The sequence below is a fragment of the Flavobacterium sp. N502540 genome (assembly GCF_025947365.1).
Taxonomy (GTDB): Bacteria; Bacteroidota; Bacteroidia; order Flavobacteriales; family Flavobacteriaceae; genus Flavobacterium.
Window position 1 is genome coordinate 3100567 of sequence record NZ_CP110012.1, and the last position, 18031, is coordinate 3118597.

Annotated in this window: 13 protein-coding genes and 1 tRNA gene; 5 read left to right on the forward strand and 9 right to left on the reverse strand. The window is 31.5% G+C overall.

Features of this window, described 5'->3' with window-relative positions; genetic code table 11:
• Positions 1–2 precede the first annotated feature (2 nt).
• From OLM58_RS13060 to OLM58_RS13080, 5 genes are all read right to left on the reverse strand, one after another.
• Positions 3–1838, reverse strand: a complete 1836-nt coding sequence (locus OLM58_RS13060; RefSeq protein WP_264529250.1) for an ATP-binding protein — start codon at positions 1836–1838, stop codon at positions 3–5.
• 26 nt (positions 1839–1864) lie between these two features.
• Positions 1865–3484 (reverse strand): DEAD/DEAH box helicase, encoded by a 1620-nt coding sequence (locus OLM58_RS13065; RefSeq protein ID WP_264529251.1) that lies wholly within the window; start codon positions 3482–3484, stop codon positions 1865–1867.
• Complete coding sequence (locus tag OLM58_RS13070; protein WP_264529252.1) at positions 3484–4542, reverse strand: cysteine desulfurase family protein; 1059 nt, start codon at positions 4540–4542, stop codon at positions 3484–3486. Before OLM58_RS13070 ends, OLM58_RS13065 begins: the two co-directional genes overlap by 1 nt.
• Before the next feature lie 85 nt (positions 4543–4627).
• Positions 4628–5797, reverse strand: a complete 1170-nt coding sequence (locus tag OLM58_RS13075) for an ATP-binding protein (protein WP_264529253.1) — start codon at positions 5795–5797, stop codon at positions 4628–4630.
• Between the two features lie 333 nt (positions 5798–6130).
• Positions 6131–6940 (reverse strand): TraG/TraD/VirD4 family protein, encoded by an 810-nt coding sequence (locus tag OLM58_RS13080; protein ID WP_264529254.1) that lies wholly within the window; start codon positions 6938–6940, stop codon positions 6131–6133.
• A 142-nt stretch (positions 6941–7082) separates the two neighbouring features.
• Here OLM58_RS13080 and OLM58_RS13085 point away from each other — a divergent pair, with 142 nt between their 5' ends.
• The 4 genes from OLM58_RS13085 to OLM58_RS13100 are packed head-to-tail and all read left to right on the forward strand — an operon-like array spanning position 7083 to position 8491.
• On the forward strand, positions 7083–7436 hold the full coding sequence (locus tag OLM58_RS13085) for a hypothetical protein (RefSeq protein WP_264529255.1): 354 nt from the start codon (positions 7083–7085) through the stop codon (positions 7434–7436).
• Positions 7437–7736, forward strand: a complete 300-nt coding sequence (locus OLM58_RS13090; protein WP_264529256.1) for a hypothetical protein — start codon at positions 7437–7439, stop codon at positions 7734–7736.
• A 6-nt stretch (positions 7737–7742) separates the two neighbouring features.
• On the forward strand, positions 7743–8165 hold the full coding sequence (locus tag OLM58_RS13095) for a hypothetical protein (RefSeq protein ID WP_264529257.1): 423 nt from the start codon (positions 7743–7745) through the stop codon (positions 8163–8165).
• Between the two features lie 44 nt (positions 8166–8209).
• On the forward strand, positions 8210–8491 hold the full coding sequence (locus tag OLM58_RS13100) for a helix-turn-helix domain-containing protein (RefSeq protein WP_264529258.1): 282 nt from the start codon (positions 8210–8212) through the stop codon (positions 8489–8491).
• Between the two features lie 169 nt (positions 8492–8660).
• On the opposite strand, the gene OLM58_RS13105 is transcribed toward OLM58_RS13100, so the two are convergent.
• The 4 genes from OLM58_RS13105 to OLM58_RS13120 form a co-directional block, all read right to left on the reverse strand.
• Positions 8661–8748: transfer RNA gene (locus OLM58_RS13105), tRNA-Ser, on the reverse strand.
• Positions 8749–8983: 235 nt separating this feature from the next.
• Positions 8984–10141 (reverse strand): IS3 family transposase, encoded by a 1158-nt coding sequence (locus tag OLM58_RS13110; RefSeq protein ID WP_413614480.1) that lies wholly within the window; start codon positions 10139–10141, stop codon positions 8984–8986.
• A 42-nt stretch (positions 10142–10183) separates the two neighbouring features.
• Complete coding sequence (locus tag OLM58_RS13115; RefSeq protein ID WP_264529259.1) at positions 10184–11281, reverse strand: IS3 family transposase; 1098 nt, start codon at positions 11279–11281, stop codon at positions 10184–10186.
• Positions 11282–11752: 471 nt separating this feature from the next.
• Entirely contained in the window at positions 11753–15757 is a 4005-nt protein-coding gene (locus OLM58_RS13120) for a caspase family protein (protein ID WP_264529260.1), read from the reverse strand.
• 204 nt (positions 15758–15961) lie between these two features.
• Between OLM58_RS13120 and OLM58_RS13125 the strand changes: the two genes are divergently transcribed.
• Positions 15962–17923, forward strand: coding sequence for a caspase family protein (locus OLM58_RS13125; RefSeq protein WP_264529261.1), 1962 nt, complete (start codon positions 15962–15964; stop codon positions 17921–17923).
• The last annotated feature ends 108 nt before the right edge of the window (positions 17924–18031 follow it).

The window sequence follows — 18031 nt, forward strand, 5'->3', positions numbered from 1 at the left end:
TTTTAATCGTCAAAGCGCATAAATTCTGCAGCCATTTTTCCCCAATCCATTCTAGCATCTTTAACACTTTCTTTCAATTTACCATCAGGTTGTTCATCTTCGTATCTTGCCCAAGCCATTAATAATAGTTTCAGACCATTTTTTGCCAAGTGCAATCGTTTAATAAGATCTTCTATATTTGATTCGGTACTAATATCATCATTCAAAATTTCAACAAATTGTTGATATGCTGGATGATTAGTGTTTAATTTTATAATTATTTTGCCTCCAACTGGACTCACTGAGAAGAATGCTCTTGATTCTAGATTAGCGTTTACAAACTGATACAGCACGCTTGAATTAAAAATCTCATTAGCATATTCATTAGCTTCAGGAACATCATCTCCTGTTAATTCAGACAAAATTTCTTCTAATTTTTCATCTGCGCTTTTGCCTTCAGCCTTAGTTTCACTTTCTCCTGTATATCCCTCTTCTTTCCTTTGTTCTGTTACTTCTGTTGCATGCTTTTCTGCTTCATTTTCCTCAGTGTTATGTCTATTCTTTTTGTCGGCTTTTTCTAGTCTTGCCGCTTGGGCAACTAAAATACTTCTAAGAATTTTGATTTGATTCTTTATATCCACAGCAATCTCAATTAAATGAACTTTTGGGTCATTATCATCAATTAGCTCTTGCTTGAATTCTGATATAGTTTGTCCTCTCTCTTTTATTAAATTTTCAATATCTAAACTCCCTAATTCTTTAAAATTATTAGCATATTGTTTATTGTTTGTAACTCCAAAAACGTCATCTAATGCTGGCGGAAAATCAATTTCGACCCCCCACCATCTTTCCCTAGAATCATATCGATTAGTCCAGCTAGTATCTAACTCTAGCTCTCTACCTGCTCTTATTACTGAAACACCAACATTTTCGCGGGCATGGCTACCATGTTTGTTTGAGCCAGCATTTATTCCTCTTCTAGTTTGTTCTGTTGCAATAGAGTATCTAACAAAAACAGTATGTTTTTCGCCTTCTAAATTTATGACATATGATTTTTGATATCCATCTTCGCCCCCATGTTTAATAAACATTGGATCGTTTAGATTTAATTCTTTTAATGCTTGAGAGACACTTGTGTTTTGCATTAAATACATTGGGTCATTTGATAAAAAAGCTTTATTTATCTCAGGCTTTGTCAAATTATTTTCGTTAAGAACAATTGCATTAATGGTGCATTTTCCGGAATTAATAAATTTCCTGTACATTCTGCCTACAATAAACTCGGAGTGATCAATTATAGTTTTTCCAGTTCTCCAAAGACATCTGTCTAATTGAGACCATACCACTAAGGTACCTGAACTTGAAAATTCACCACTTATTTTAGACCATTTTACGGGAACATAAGTCTCTATTGGTTCAGGGACTTCTACTAAAGAGCCATTAATAATTTCGTTAACATCAAGATATGAATAGTATGCCTTTTTGCTGTCTTCTTGCCAGGTCCAAACATCAACTCTCAAAGCTTGAGAAATTGAAGATGAAGGTAGTCCCATACCAAATTTCCCAATACTTGTTTGTGAATTTTTATCTAAGTTTGTGCCATTACCGAATTGAAGTGCTTTTCTAAGCGTATCTTGATCCATTCCGTTCCCGTTGTCAAGCACGGCAATTTCATGAATCCTTGAAACATTTCTAGAGCCAACTAATAAATCTTTTTCAAGACAAATTAAATCCACTTTATTTCCTCCAAATTGTATCGAATTATCTATTAATTCTGCAATGGCATATGCAGTATTTTTATAGCCATTATCGCGCATTGATTTGACTACTAAATTTACAGGTACTATAGAGTTACTCATTTGTTTTTATTTCTATATTTCAATAATTAATTAATTTCGTTCCAAACATCGTCCCAATTTGTAAAAGCATCTGCAACATTCCCAAATCCTGGTAAATCTTGATCTATTACGGTAACAATTTCTGCTTCTTTATTTCCTCCCGATTCTTCACCTCTAATTGCTCTTCCAACCATTTGGCTGTATAGTACTAAAGAATCGGTTGGTCTTGCGATAACAGCGCAACTTGTCTCCGGCGCATCAAACCCCGTTGTCAATATTCCATAATTACAAAGTATCAGTGATTCAGGATTATCTTTTCTTGAAACTTTAAAATTGTCAATTATTTTAACCCTATCATTCGGGTTTGTATCCGATGTAACCACACTTGATTTTAAATCTATTGCAGTCAATAAGCTATTCAATACAATCGCATGAGATTTAGTAATAGCAAAAACAATAATTCTTTGGTGAGATTTTACCAATAGTTTTATTTTACTAATTATAGCCAAATTTCTCAATCGGTCTGTAGAAATCTTCTCTAGAACCTCATTTGATAATACGTAGTTATCTTTAAGATGCTTTAAGTCTATATCAGATAGCTGAATTCCTGAGTTATGTAAAAGTGTTGTATTTTTTGTTTGGGCTATATATTTGTTGGCAACCAAGTAATCTACAGGATTTTCATATCCGTCGATTATAAGCTTAGCTTTTTGTCTAAAGAAAAAATCAGCTAATTTTATATCTTCATCGGGATCATTCCAAGTTCTTCCAGGTGTTGCAGATAATCCAATTAAAGATGCCTTATTCACTATTAATAATGAATCTATTAATAGTGAGTATGTTGGTGCTATAGCCTGATGAGCTTCATCCATTATTACTAACGAGCAATTATTTGAAAATTCACTCATTTTAGCAACATCTTTAAGAAGAGCATTGTATGTTTTATCTAATCCAGCAACTATGAAACAGCCTTTTAATTTTGATAGATCTATCGTAGATTTTCCCCAATATTTTACAACTTTAATTTTTCTATTTCCTAAATGATTCCAAGCTTTAACAAACTCATTATATGCTTGATCTAATAGTTCAACTGTGTTAGCAAACCAAACAACATTTGTACTATCGTTTTCTATAAAATGGTTGCATATATAATTGATAGACGTTCTAGTTTTTCCTGAACCAGTCGGCATATGCAATAAAACTCTATTTTTTTCAGTTGATAGAACTTTTTTTATTTTTTTTAAAACTTCTCTTTGGTAAGGATATAAAGGATAGCTAGGCAAAATGTTTTCTTCTTGTATCCATTGAACAACAATGTCTTCAGATAAAATTTCCCCAAAAAAATCAAGCAGTATTGCCAAGTTTTCGGCCTTATAGTCAACACTTTTTATTCGATTCCAATAATCATTTTTGATGTTTAAATTAAGATTCTGCTGAAGTATTTCAATTTCTTCTTTTCTTAAAGCATCTATTATAAAATTTCTGGAGGTGCTATTTGTCAACAATTCTTCATTTGAAAAGGTGTTTGATAAAATTTTATTTAAACCTTCGGCGTATAAATAATTGGCTCCTAAAAGGCTTAAAGTTCCGATGACTTCTTTTCCTAATATATCCTGATATGCTTCAATATCTAGTCTTGATATTACCTTCTCTAGTTGTATTTCCATTAAAAACTGATTCTGATTATTTTATTTGGCTCTTCAAAAATTTCTTTATAGACGTGTGAAACTTCAATTAGTGCCGAATTGCAGGCAGATCCGTTTGAAGCAATAAATTTTTCCTTGTTTAAGAGAAGGAATTTTTCAGCTTCTTCATTATTCAATTTGATGCAGGAAATATGCGGAGCACGTCTTGAATCTTTAAAACAAACAGAGCCTGTTTTTTGTTCCTCGACAGAGTCTTCAAAGGCTTTTCTTTCTAAAAGTATTTTACTGTTTTTTTCAGAAAGTTCATCAGCAGCTAATTCGCATGCTTTTCCCAAACCAACAATCAGGGGAGTATTGTAGGTTCCGGCTCTGAGTCCATTTTCCTGTCCGCCGCCATGAAGTAATGGGATCAGATCTATATCTTTCTTTTTATAAAGGACGCCAATGCCTTTAGGTCCGTTCAGCTTGTGGCCGCTGAAGCAAAGCATATCGATATTATCTTTGATTACATCAACGGGAATTTTTCCAACTGCCTGTGTAGCATCACAAAAAAACACAATATTACTTTGCTTTGCAATCTTTCCAATCTGCTGAATAGGCTGTATTACTCCTGTTTCGTTATTGACATACATTATTGAGATCAGTGCTGTATCAGGCCTTATTGCATTGCGCAGATTTTCAAGAGATATAAGTCCATCTTTATCGACGTCTAAGTAAGTTACGTCAATCCCTCGTTCTTCTAAATATTCACAAGTAGCTAAAACTGCCTTATGTTCGGTCTTGACTGTTATTATATGGCTTCCTTTTTCGAAGTTGGCTTCCATATATCCCTTGAGCGCTAAGTTTATTGATTCTGTTGCTCCTGAAGTAAACGTAATTTCGGAGCTTGAAGCATTTATAATTGCAGCTGTCTGCTGACGGGCAGCTTCTATGGCTGTTTTTGCCATTTTTCCAAATGAATGGCTGCTAGATGCATTCCCATATATTTCATCAAAGTATGGGAGCATAACTTCAAGAACTCTCCTGTCTACTTGAGTAGTCGAAGCATTATCTAGGTAGACGGTGTAATTTTTATGCATTTCGTTTTTTTGATTGCCCTAAATTACTAATTATATTTTGAACTTTCAGCAGGTAATTTTACGTTATTAATGAGTATAGTTACGTTTATTTGCAGTTCTGCGGCTGTATATTATGTCTTATCAAACTTTTACCGAAAATCTCTTCATGTTTAGAATTATCATTTAGAACTTCAATTATAATAGGTATTGCTTTTTCTGCAAAAACCACTTTATGAGCATTTTTAATTTTATCAAAATTTTCAAGCCATATGTATTCTCTAAATTTTTCAGTGGTTGGATCAGAGGGAGGATTTTCGACTTTAAAGTTTTCTTCTGTAACCCAATTAAGATATTTTAAAAGCACTTTAAGCTGGACACTTGAAATTTTGTATTCTGATTTTTTTAGAACTTCAGCGAGCAGGGTAGAAAGCGATATATGCTCTCTTACGGAAGCTGTTCTTACTTCTCCTACAATTCTGTAAAGAGGCTTGCCCTCATTATCTGAAATTCTTCCAATTTCTCCTGCGGAAATAGCCTGTAGGATAACATTGAAAATGCCTTGGTTCGATTTGTCAATTTCTATCTCGCTGCTTGACAAAGTATTGTCTTGTCCATTGTATCCATATATTTTATTAAACTTCGGATTTATAATTAGAATTTCCCTGGGGTTGATTTCAAACATTTCCGGCAACAATTTAGACCATATTTCCATAAATTCCTTATTTTTTTCATTAGCCTTCATCTGCAGAAAACGGTTGAAGTCTTGAGTTGATGAATTTGCTGTCTCATTTTTGCTTGAAACCCTGTAAATGATATCTCCTTTGCTGATTTTGTAATCTGTGAAATTATTTATCGGAATTAAAATTTGATTCTGCTTTTCTATCAGTATGTAGAAAAATTTTCTTGTCCCGAGCTGGAATGACTGCAGGTCAATGCTTACGCCAATTTTGGCAATTTTTTCAAATTTTTGCGTTATTAAATTAAGGTCTACTTTATTTAATAAATCAATATTCTTTTCGTTCAGTCCTACCTCGTCATATGCACCTTTTTGCTTGTCCTCTTTGATGCCTAAAATAATAATGCCGCCTTCACTGTTGCTAAACGAAAGAATATCTTTAGCAAAATTTCTTGCAAAGATTTCCGTAGGATCCGACAAGCCATAAAAATTCAGCTCTTCCTTGTAATCAAAATGATCATTTTCCTTTGGGAAAATACCGTGATCTTTTATACAGGTAATTGTTTGAGCAATTATTTCCTTAAGTTCTTTTAATGTCATAAATGTCAGATAAGAGATTTACTGAGTTCTTTATTTTAATAATGCAATTTGATTAGTAGAAAAACTGAACTACGTCCAAATGTAAAAGAAATTATAAGATAAATCATAATAATGTTAATTATTGTTTCATCGATTATAAAAAGTAGGTAGTTTTACTCGTTCTTGAAACTTAATAAAGTAAAAGTAATTTAAGGTTTTGCGGATACGATTACAAGCTGCATTTTTTATTCTGTTTTGAATTGAAAATAGTTTGTTTTTTTAGTTTATAGAGGATTATTGCTATCTTAGCTTTTCTAAAAGAATTGTAGAAAAGCAGGAATCTGCTGCAGACGATTATTTCTTCTTTTTGATAACCAAATGAGACAGAGCAGGGTCATGGATAAGACGTTCCATTTCTGAATTGACTATTTCGGATATATCTTCCTTTATCTGCAGATAATTGCGTTCAATCATGGTATTGTTTATAATGCGTACAGGGCTGATTCCCTGATATGAGTTTTCTTCTTTTTTAAGTTGCTCGTGATTATTGATTATTTCCGAATGAAATGTTTTGAGCTCAATTTTACAGTTTGGATTATCGGCTGTAATGCCGACAAATTCACCAGAGCTCAAACAGGAAATCTTAGAAGCAGGTACGGCAGCTTCCAGCTGTTTTGATCTGCTAATTGAGGTATCCGAGCTGTTTATGGAAATGCTCTCACGGTCCTGCATTATTTTTCCAAAGCGTTCGGAGAGTTGTTTTGCAGTATCGCCGTTCACCTGTCCGCTGATGATATTTCCCGTGATATTGAGTATGACGTCCGCCTGCTCACGTCCGTAATCTTTGCGCAGCTGGCTGAAGTCCTGAATTCCCAAACAGGTGCTTACTTTGTTGCTTCTGGCTGTCGCTATCAGGCTGTCCATATTATTGAGATAGATGGTTGGAAACTCATCAAATATGAGACTGCTTTTAATTCTGTCTTTCTGGTTCACCTGCTTGATGAGCCTGCTTACATAAAGCGAGAGAACAGCACCATAGGTTTGAATTTTTAGCGGGTTGTTTCCCATGCAGACTATCTTTGGGGCAGCAGGATTATTAATGTCAAGAGTGAAGTCATTCCCTGAAAGCACATAGTAAAGCTGCGCACTGGAAAGCCTTGCCATAGATATCTTGGCAGAGGCTATCTGCCCCTCCAGCTGCTCCATAACATTTTGAAGATAGGCACGGCTAAAAATTGACTTTAAGAAATCCGAGAGCAATGGAAACTTTAAAATAAATCATTATCATCAAAATTACGGATATGATTTGGAAGCAAGTTTAGCAAAGCACTCTATAAAAGAACTTGAAACGCCCCAATACAAAGAAGATCTTTTAAATTCACTGAAAAAAGGTAATCTTCAGTCAGTAACTTTTGTTGTTAAAGGAGTTGAAAGTAAACAGTATATTGAGGCAAACCCGCAATTTAAAACGGTTAATGTTTACGACAATAATTTACAAAGGATTAATCATCGTGAGAGCAATGAGGAGAAACAAAAAGAAACTCAAGGTAAATCTGCTAGTAAGGACTCTAGCCAGACAAAGGAATCTGTTTCAGATGAGGTAGCTGAAGTAGAAAAAAAAGATCTCAAAGAAAAGACAAAGCTAAATCTTTATAGTTAGATGGAAACTTTAAAACCTTTATCAGATTTCTTTTTAGCAATTGAGAAAGATTTCCGCATAAGCACAACACATATCGCGCTTTATGCAGCTTTACTTCAATATAGAGTTGAGAAAAGTTTTCTTAATCCTATACAGGTCTATAGACATGAGATAGCTCCTTTGGCAAAAATTTTATCAGCTTACACCTATCATAAATGTATTCAGGAGTTGAGTAATTATGGTTATATAAAATACGAACGATCGTTTAAGAAAACACAAGGGAGTAAGATTTTTTTTTTGATTAGTGAAATAAAAAAATAAGGTACTATGAAAAAAAAACTTAATACTGATATTTTACTTTTTTTTGAGACAAGACTTGAGAAGTTGGAGAATTTTATGTTAATTAAGAAGATCGAAAATAAAGCAGACGAAAGTGTAAATGCAGATTTAGAAAAGTGCAAAAGTGCGCTTAACAAGTTTGAAACAGCCAGTCTTTTTTACATTTTTATGGATGAAGGGCTGCTGTATTTTGAGCGTGCTGATAAAAGGAGAAACAGAAGCATTTTTCAAAGTTTTATCTGTTCGCATTTCACTTATGCTGGTGATGAAGGCTGCCAGGCAAAAATTACTTCAATAAATAAGCAATTTTCAGAATGCACTGGATTTACTTATCGCGAGAAACAGATTAGGTTTTTAGAAAGACTGATAGTGATTCTTGCAGAAAGAAAAAACAGGCTGGCGGGATGGTAAGTTTTTGTAAAATATTATTAAAGTTGAACAATAATAGAAGAGCAATGAATAGTAAAGAAAAGAAACTTTCTTTTATGTTGAAAGTGAAAGATCTGATAGAGCCTGTAGTAGCAAGACTGGAAACGATTGATTCGAAAATCAGCCAGGGAAAAGTTTTGAGGCCTGAATATTATAGAAATGAGGATTTAAAAAAGATGTTTGGACTATCCAATAACACCATTATCAAATACAGGCAGACTGGAATTTTGCCCTATACTAAGCTGGGAGATATTTTTTTGTATAATAGTGGCAAGATTGATAAAATATTGAGAAGCAATGAATCATAATTCAGCATTTAAGTTACTCAGACTTTAAAAAAAGAGCCTAAATGGAGTAGGCGACTGAGAGAGGAACCATTTTCCAAGCAGAGTTTTACATACCATTCCAAATAAAAAAGCCTTTAAACACTAGTGTTTAAAGGCTTTTTGTTTTTAAAGTTTCCTTTGAAACTTCATTTGGCGGAGGAAGAGGGATTCGAACCCCCGGACCTGTTACAGTCAACAGTTTTCAAGACTGCCGCATTCGACCGCTCTGCCATTCCTCCAGTAAGACGCAATCATTTTCTCATTGCGGCTGCAAAGGTAAGATGTTTTTTTGATTTAGAAAAATTTTTGGGCACTATTTGTAAAGAAAATAATCTCACCTCAAGTTTTGAGAGATTTGAACGGTAATATTTTGGATAAAGATGGATATTAAAGCAACGGATAACAACGGCAGATTTAAAAATAAAGATTATAATCAAAATCAAAATTGGTACACAGACTATATTATTATCGTAATTATATGAAATGTAATCTATCAAACTCCTCAATTGTTTTATAACCCAGATGTGAATGTCGTCTTTTCTTGTTATACCAATTTTCAATGTATTCGTATACTTTCACTTTCATTTGATTACGCGGTAAGAGTTTATTTCCATTAATTAACTCAGCTTTAAAAGAATTGAAAAAACTTTCAGAAACGGCATTATCATAATGACTTTGTCTCCGACTCATACTACGCCGAACACATTTATAGGAGTCTAATGTACTGGTGAAAATTTTATTGGCATATTGAACACCTCTATCAGAATGGAAAATTAAGTCTTTAGCAATTTTCCTGTTTTTAATCGCCATTTCCCAAGCAGGCAAGGTAGTTCGTTTAGTGCTCAATCGATCGCCTAAACTCCATCCAATGATTTTCCTGTCAAATAAATCCATAACAATGGTAAGGTCTAGAAAGCCGTTCGTTGTTTGTATGTGTGTAATATCGGAAACCCAAGCTTTAGAAGGTTCATTAACTCTAAATTCTCTATTTAATACATTTGGAGACACATAATGATTATGAGTTGAATCAGTTGTGATCTTATATTTTCTTTTGACTTTTCTTCGAAGTCCCAGCATTTTCATATATAGTGATACTCGCGAACTATGTATTTTAATGCCTCTCTTTTCAAGTTCTTTAGTAATTTTTATGCAACCATAAGTATGTTTAAATTCATAAAATATAGCTGTAATTTCTTCTTTTAATAAATTTACTCGAATTTTCGTATTTGTAGGTTCATGTTTTTTTCTCCAGTAATATGTACTTCTCGACACTTCTAACACGGTACATATTTTAAAAATTGAGAATTTAGATTTATTGTTTTCAATGAATTGTTTAATCATTGCTTTTCCTTGAGTAACGTATTTACTTCCACTTTTTAAAATTTCCAGTGTATGTTGTGATTCTTTGAGCTTTTTTTCAAGGTTAGTAATTAAGGCTTGTTCGGGAGTTAATTTTAAGTAACCACCTCCACAAAAACTTCCTTTTCCAAATTTTTCAAAATCTTTCCGCCATCTATTTAAACAACTTCGAGTTATCCCCAGCTCTTTTTCAACATTTTCAATTTGACCCTTTCCTCTGTCATAACTTAATTTAACTGCATATTCTTTGAAAGTTCGCTCGTATTTTTTCATGTTCTGAAGTTTAATTATCTGTAAAAAAGAATATTTTCTTTTTTAATGGGGATTTTCAATATATTCAAATATTTTTTCTTCCATTTGTTTTTTAGTCAGAAGTATATTTAAAGCGGCTAGTTCAGATTTAAGGGAAGTAAAAAAACTTATAGGGATCACATTATCTAAATGATTCCTTGTTCGGCTCATGCTTTGTCTGATTTCTTTACAAGATTTTAATTTATCGGTAAACAACTTATTAGCGTATTGAGGAGATCGATCAGAGTGAAATATTAACCCCTTCTTTATTTTTCGATTATGAACCGCTATTTCCCAAGAGGGCATAGAAGTTTCTTTTATTGTCAGTCCATCACTCAGACTCCATCCAATAATTTTTTTGTCAAATAAATCCATAATAATTGTTAGAAACAAAAAACCGTTCATTGTTTCTACGTTGGTTATTCCCGAAACCCAAATTTGAGAAGGTTCTTCAGCTATAAATTGTCGATTGAGAACATTGGGAAAAACACAAGGATTATAAAATTTACTCGATGTCGCTTTATCTCTTCTTCTAACCTTGCTAGTAAGACCTAGTTTTTTCATGTAGAGAGTAACTCGAGAACGTGATAATTTAAAACCCCGACTTTGTAACTCTGCTGAAATCTTTACATTGCCATATATACCTTTATATTCATGAAATATAGAAGTTATTTCTTCTTGCAATAAAATTGTTTGGCGTTGCCTTGGAGATATTATTTGATTTTTCCATCTATGATACGTATTCTCCCTTATACCTAAAACTTTGCACATTCTCCAAAGCGGATATGTGTCTAAATTGTTTTCAATAAAATGAAAAATCATAGGTTTCCCTTCAGAAATACATTTACTTGCGTTCTTAAAAATTTCAATTTCAATTTCTGTATCCTTAAGCTTTTGCTTAAGTGTTCTTTTAAGTTCGGAAAATCTTTTTTCTTCAGCGGTTCTAAAACGCCCCCTTCCACAAAAACTTTCTTCTTCATATTTTTGGAACTCATTTTTCCATCTATAGATGTTTGTAGCAGCGATGCCAAATTCTTTTGCAACTTTAGAAAAATTTGTTTCGAGCGCTAGTTTTACAATATTTATTTTAAAATTACGGTTATAAATTTTATTCTTCTCCATTTCCTAAAGTTTAGGTTCTATTACGTGAATTTAAGAAATAATGAGGTAGATATATAAAATAATAAAAGATAATGATGCACTTGATATGTCATTATCTTTTATTAAACAACTTCCTAGCTGTATTGAAAATTTATATTTGGTACACAGGGTATATTAATATCATATTTAATATAGTTTTGCCAATTAGATACTTAGCCTGTTACTAGCCAATCACCATTGGTCAAAAAATAACCTCCGCTATATTGGTTTTGGTTTTAGGGAATTCTCCACCTAGGGAAGTAGTGTCAATATCTTTTACCGCAAGCCTGATCTCATGCTCTTCCTGAGAGTATGAAGTATGAGCAACAAGTAAAAGCAGAAGAGTTTTAAGTACTTCGTGTTTTTGAAATTATGAACAGGTTTGTTTATTAAAAATAAGTTGAATTTATTTCTAGCATACGCTATTTTTCATAAAGTTTTCTGTTTGATTATTCACCAAATTTGATAATCTGTGGCTAAATTTTGTAATCTGAAGGTGGGCTGTTGAGACCCGTTGGAAAGTTCTTTAACTTGGTTTGAAACATAACTTTGAATTTCACTTAACATAATGCTTCCATTTTTGTCTAAATCGGCTTCTTTTGAAAGGAGACCATTAATTAAACAGTATGTGAACAACCCATTTTTCCATTTATCACTTTCCAATGCATATTCCAGACCACCTGCAGAAGATATAATAGTGGTTCCATTACCCCTTCGTAAATCAGAAAACAGTTCCTCATTTAAAGTTTTAAGTTGATTTATAGTTTCCTTTTTTACATTTATCGGTTTAGCACCTCTTTTCTCAATTGTCTGGTCAATAGCTATTTCTGTTTCTGTACGTTCAGTCTCTTCAACATCTACTTCGCCGCTATGGCAGGCATCTATAAACATTATTTTTTTAAGAGGTTTTATTTTATCAAGTAAGCTTTCAATGCTTTCGTAGCTAATTCCTTTTTTAATTGGATTATGAAAATCAATGTTATGAGAAGCAATATAGTAGTTAAATTCCTTATCTAAGATTCCATGAGAGGCAATGTAAATTATTACAATGTCATTTATTTTGGCATTTTTTAGAAATTCTACAAGTTTCAATACTTTTTCCTGAGTTACTTCAGTATTAAGTAAGGTTTTAGTATAAACATTAGTATATAAATTAGATTGAGCAAATAAAATTTTAATGTCTGAGGCATCTTTTGCAGCATATTTTAAGTTGTATGCAGAGTTATCAAATTCGCTGACTCCTATAGTAACTAAGTATAAATTTGGATTAGCATTAGTTTGCTTGGAGTTAATATACACTGTTTCTTTCAGACTTTCTAAACCAATCTCATTTAAAACACTTATTTGTATTTTATTATCCCCATCAGCAAGATCAAGCTGGATTAACTTATTTAATTTTTTTGTTTTTAATTTTGATACATCCATTCCATTTTTTCCATAAACAGGGGTATTATTAATCCATATAAGAATGCTTTTTAAACGATATTTCGAATCTTTTATCTGAAGGTTTAGACCAATCTCTTTTGAACTTATGATAGGTTCGATTTTTTCCAATTTTTCAATCTTCAAAGTTGGTAAATCCAAAGAATTGGATGATTGATTTTCTTTATATCCAATTTTATTTAATCGTTTTAGGTATAGATTCTTAAAAAATTGAACCGTGGTCAGGTCGGCATATCCTAATCTTTGCATTACAATATCAGGTCTGTTAAATTTGAGATCAAATTGTTCTGGCCTAAAAATTTTGTCACTATTGGAAAACCATAAGAAGTCAAAAATTTCCCTTGTGGCCATGTAATAATTGTCATCAAAAAAGATAATAAAATTATTATCTTTTAAGAATATAAAGTTAAAATTCACTTTAGATGGATCCTCGTAAGAACCTCTTAGTGCTATTTGATTCTCATTCCATGAGACATTGTATAAATCCGTCGATTTTTTTTTCCAATCATAATAATATGTAATATCAGACAGAGTATAGTTAAAAGGTGAAGTTTTAATATCGTCATCAAATAGGTAATTCATGTTTATTGCTATAAATGTATTACTCGTTTTGCTGTGTTTATTACCTGAAAAATCTCTTTTGAAAGCGCTTGCTTTATTTAGGAAAACTTTATCTTCTAATGTAATCACTGGATTTTTAGAAAATTCGCCACAAAGACCTAATTTCTTTTCTTTGTATAATGACTTAGGATCCAGACTATTTAATGTAAGACTCAAGTTGTCAAATTCATTTGGGTCGTCAGAATCTTCACTTCGAACGCGTTGGGCTCCATTTTCAGCTTTATCAAAAAGTTCAATTTTTATATTTCCATAGTCATCATAACCGTTATTGCTCCAGCTATCAAAATTTCCATTAAATTCTTTAGTGACATAAGAAAGCTCATTTACATAGTTTATACTATAGATACTAACTTTTAGTGTATCTGAGTTCTTAAAATTAGTTGTGTTCGATTTAATAACATTTCTAATGTTTTCTTTATCTGAAACATCAAACTTTAAATAAAAAGGAGGTTTATCATATTTAAAGATATATTTTCGAATTTTATAAGGTATAGAAAATGTTTGCTTTTCCAGATCGATAACAAAGGTTTCAAATCCATTTTTTGAAAACGAGATGGTATTGGCGTTTTGAGTGATTTGAAAATAAAAAAGATCATTTTCACTTTTTGGCTCTTTATTGAAATTGTCAAATTCCATAATTTTGATACTGTTCTTTTTTAAAATCAACAGTCCAGAAGGTTCTTTAAAAATAGAATCTATAATGAGGTAACCATTTTCACATTTATCACAATTTACGTAAGTATTTTTAACTAAATTATCTTTAATCTCTTTAATAAGCTCATATTGATTTTCTTTGTACTTAAAATATAAACTGCTTGGAATGAATTTAATGAATTTGTAGTTTTTACTGTCGTAAACGAAACTACCTTTTTCTCTTACATAACCAACGATTTCTTTTTTATCTTGAGTGTAATAAATTGTACTATAGTTTTGGTTTTCAAAAAGAGGAATTTCTTTTAAAGTTGTAACATCAAATAAAAAATTTTTGATATTTCTTTTTGTTGTAAAGTCTTCACTTAATCTATTGTCTGTCTCAAGCTTTAACCATAGTTTTTCATTTTTGTTGTCTATTTGTAAGTCTTCGAATTTTCCTGTATCAAAAATTTGTACACTATCTAAAACTTTTAAATTCTTTATATCAATTTTATAGAGAAATATATTATCTCGTTTTGCTACTGAAACAATAACCGTTTGATCAAAATGCAAAACACTTTCTATAGATTCATAAGCATTACCAGATTTTGTTATTTTTAAAGAATTATTTTCACCAGTTTTAGTATTAAAGAAACTAATGCTGCCGTTATCAAAACCAGTGATCCAATATGGTCCAGATTTAGCAAAAGAACTGGTCTGTCTTTCAAGTCCTTTTAATAGTTTGTGAAGTTTATACTGAAAGAGGTAACCTGAATAAATGACACTATATTCGGTGGCAAAAATCTGTTCTTTAGATTCATAAAATTCCTGAATACTGCTTCGACCATCTACGCTGATTTTATTAATTATCTTATTTTGTTCTAAATCATAAACTACAATAAGTTCTTTTCCAATACTTCCATCGTTGTTGTCCAGATACAGTAGTTTTTTGCAATCATCAGAAAATCTTACCGAAGTAGGATAGTAGTCTCTATACATAAATTTTGTCGAATCGATAACTTGCCTCGACATAGTTTTAGTATTGAATATGCAAATGCTGTCTGTATAGCTAAGGGCTATATAGTGTTCATCTTTAGAAATAGCAGGTTCGATATTATTAAATTTTTCCGGTTTTTTTACTTTTAAAAGTAATTGGTCATTTGAGGATTGAACTAGATAATTTGTATTGTCCTCAAAAAAACAAACTATATTTTCATTTGTTTTTTCGATATATTTTAAATCAAGTTGATTTTCTTTTAAGTACTTTTTTATTAATTGTTTGGTTTTTGTTTTTAAATTATATTTAAGAATTTCAAATTCATGATAGGTATCGTCTATCAAATAAACTGATTGATAATCACAATAGAATATTTTATTAAATGGATATACTAAATCATTACTTATATTATATTCAGAAATAATGGTATTATTTAAAAAATCATAAATGATTATTTTTTTTGCTTCAGGGAAGAATATTAAAAGTTCATTTGAGTTTGGATTTACATCAATAAAAAAAGTACGAAAGCCAATATTGAAAATACGTTTAGTATCTATAGTGCATACATTTGCTTTATTTTGAATGTCCCAGACTTTGATTTCATTTTGTCTTTGACAACTGGTAAAAAGATATTTTTGATTTGCCGAAACTAAGACACGATCGGTCTGATCTTTTGAGCTTAAATTCACATGCATATTAAATTTTTGCCCCAAAACATTAAGATTTAAAAGGAAACAAAGCAAAAGAGTAGGATATATTTTCATTTAATTTTAATATTTAAGCATGATAAATTAAACCTGGACTATGATTGCGAAATGTGTAAATTAAATTTATTAATTTAAGGCCATTTGTAAAACACTGAAAATCATTTTATAAATAAAAGAAAAGTTATGTTAAAATTAGTTATTTTTGTTAAGATTTTATTTTTTTATAAAAACTATTTTTAAGTAATTGACAATATTTGCAACATGAAAAATAATATTTTGTTACTTATACTTGTTTTAAGTTTACAATTGCAGGCAAAAAAACTAGCACTCATAATTGCAGTTGGAACTTACCCTATTGAATCAGGGTGGGGAAATATCAGTTCTCTCAATGATATACTTCTAATTAAAAACAGCCTTTTGCAAAATGGATTTTTAGAAGAAAATATTACTATTATAACGGATGAAAAGGCAAGTAAAAAAGGTATTTTAGATGCAGTAGCAAAATTGCAGGCTAATGTAAAAAAAGGTGATATTGTAGTACTTCATTATTCGGGCCATGGGCAACAGATTTTTGATGACAATGGAGATGAAATTGATGATAAAGACGAAGCTATTATTCCTTATGATGCTTTTGCCGATTATTCTGATTCTTATAAGGGAGAAAAACATCTTAGAGATGATGAACTTGCAAGAATCATTACTAATTTTAGAAATAAGCTAGGTAAAGCCGGTCAACTGTTAGTCTTATTGGATAGCTGCCATTCAGGTTCAGCTACTCGTGGAGAAAAAACAAGGGGTGGCTATCCTACTTTTGCTCCTTTGGATTGGAAGCCTAAAACCAGTGAAAAAACTAAAGGAAGTGCTATGTTTGAAAAAATGGCGATAGATGAAGATAACTCACCTTTTATAATGATTACTGGTGCTTCTGCTGATGAATTAAATTATGAATATCAGGGTTTTGGTTCGTTAAGTTATGCCTTTTCTAAGGCGATGGCTGATTTGGGAACTGATTTCTCTTATAGGCAATTATTTTGCAAGATTGCTGCAAACATGAACGTGATTACTCCCAAGCAAACTCCAACTATCGAAGGAGATATTGACTACAAATTATTTAAAGGAGATTATTTAGTACAGCAAAGTTATTATGAAATTAGTAAATTTTCAAAACCAGATTTACTTCAGCTTAATGCAGGAAAATTAAATGGATTGTTCGATAAAACTACTGTTTTTGTTCTTCCTGCGGGTACTTTAAAGGTAGATAAATCGAAGGTCATTACTAGTGGAACCATTACAAATGCTAATTTTAATACCGCCATAATAAAATTAGATAAATCTTTACCCGATAGTAATCCAAAAAAGTATTGGATTTTTGTAGATCAATTCGGTTATGGAGATATTACTTTACAAGTTTATATAGAGCCTTCAGACATAGAATCTTCGATTAAGGACGGTGTCAACTGTTTTTTGATTAAAAATAATCTTGGAGAGGTTGTGGAAGATTCTCAGAGGTGCGATATTATTATTTCAGGAGGAAAGTCTGAGTATATATTAAAATCAGCTCATGGAGAAATTATTATAGATCACTTTACGACTACTAGTGAAGCAGATGATTTAGAAATAATTAACGAAAAGTTGTTCAATTACGCACAAGGAAAATATCTTAAGGATTTAAGTTTAAAAAATTATAATTACCAATTTGAATTTAAGTTGATACCTGTGGAATATAATGCAGATAATAATAGAGCGGGAGAATTAAAACCTGAAAATTCCTTTTATGATGAAAGTGGAATATTTAAGGTAAATACAACTGATAATTTTGTGGTATTGCAGGTTACTAATAAAAGTGAAATACCAATTTATTTTAGTATTATCGAAATTAATTCTAAAGGAGAAATAAGCTCTTTTATGCCTAACACTAATTGTGAATTAAATAATAATGAACGAAGATTGGATCCAGGAAAAACGATGCTATTTAAGGACTGTGTTTATTCTTTCAGTCCACCCTTTGAGAGGCTGGTACTGAAAGGATTCGCAACTTCAACCCCCATTAATTTTCAACCTACGGTCCAAACAAAAGGAAGAGGGACTCGCAGGAATAATGCAAATCCTTTGGAAAATTTTATTCAAAAAAGTTATACACACGGAAGGGGAGCAGATGGCAATTCGTCCTCCGAAGAAATCGATGGCTATAGTGCCGAATTTGTATATGAAATTGTGAAATGAAGTGCTAAGATTTTGTTGCTAAATACATAAACTCTATGCTAAAGAAAAGATAAAAGTTTTAATTAAATTTTATTTTATAAGGAAATTATTGTTTTAATTTTCAATTTG

What these genes read in the sequence shown, in the direction of transcription:
- OLM58_RS13060 (WP_264529250.1), bottom strand. Translation starts at nt 1,838, where the DNA reads ATGAGTAACTCTATAGTACCTGTAAATTTAGTAGTCAAATCAATGCGC.
- OLM58_RS13065 (WP_264529251.1), bottom strand. Translation starts at nt 3,484, where the DNA reads ATGGAAATACAACTAGAGAAGGTAATATCAAGACTAGATATTGAAGCA.
- OLM58_RS13070 (WP_264529252.1), bottom strand. Translation starts at nt 4,542, where the DNA reads ATGCATAAAAATTACACCGTCTACCTAGATAATGCTTCGACTACTCAA.
- OLM58_RS13075 (WP_264529253.1), bottom strand. Translation starts at nt 5,797, where the DNA reads ATGACATTAAAAGAACTTAAGGAAATAATTGCTCAAACAATTACCTGT.
- OLM58_RS13080 (WP_264529254.1), bottom strand. Translation starts at nt 6,940, where the DNA reads ATGGCAAGGCTTTCCAGTGCGCAGCTTTACTATGTGCTTTCAGGGAAT.
- OLM58_RS13090 (WP_264529256.1), top strand. Translation starts at nt 7,437, where the DNA reads ATGGAAACTTTAAAACCTTTATCAGATTTCTTTTTAGCAATTGAGAAA.
- OLM58_RS13095 (WP_264529257.1), top strand. Translation starts at nt 7,743, where the DNA reads ATGAAAAAAAAACTTAATACTGATATTTTACTTTTTTTTGAGACAAGA.
- OLM58_RS13100 (WP_264529258.1), top strand. Translation starts at nt 8,210, where the DNA reads ATGAATAGTAAAGAAAAGAAACTTTCTTTTATGTTGAAAGTGAAAGAT.
- OLM58_RS13110 (WP_413614480.1), bottom strand. Translation starts at nt 10,141, where the DNA reads ATGAAAAAATACGAGCGAACTTTCAAAGAATATGCAGTTAAATTAAGT.
- OLM58_RS13115 (WP_264529259.1), bottom strand. Translation starts at nt 11,281, where the DNA reads ATGGAGAAGAATAAAATTTATAACCGTAATTTTAAAATAAATATTGTA.
- OLM58_RS13120 (WP_264529260.1), bottom strand. Translation starts at nt 15,757, where the DNA reads ATGAAAATATATCCTACTCTTTTGCTTTGTTTCCTTTTAAATCTTAAT.
- OLM58_RS13125 (WP_264529261.1), top strand. Translation starts at nt 15,962, where the DNA reads ATGAAAAATAATATTTTGTTACTTATACTTGTTTTAAGTTTACAATTG.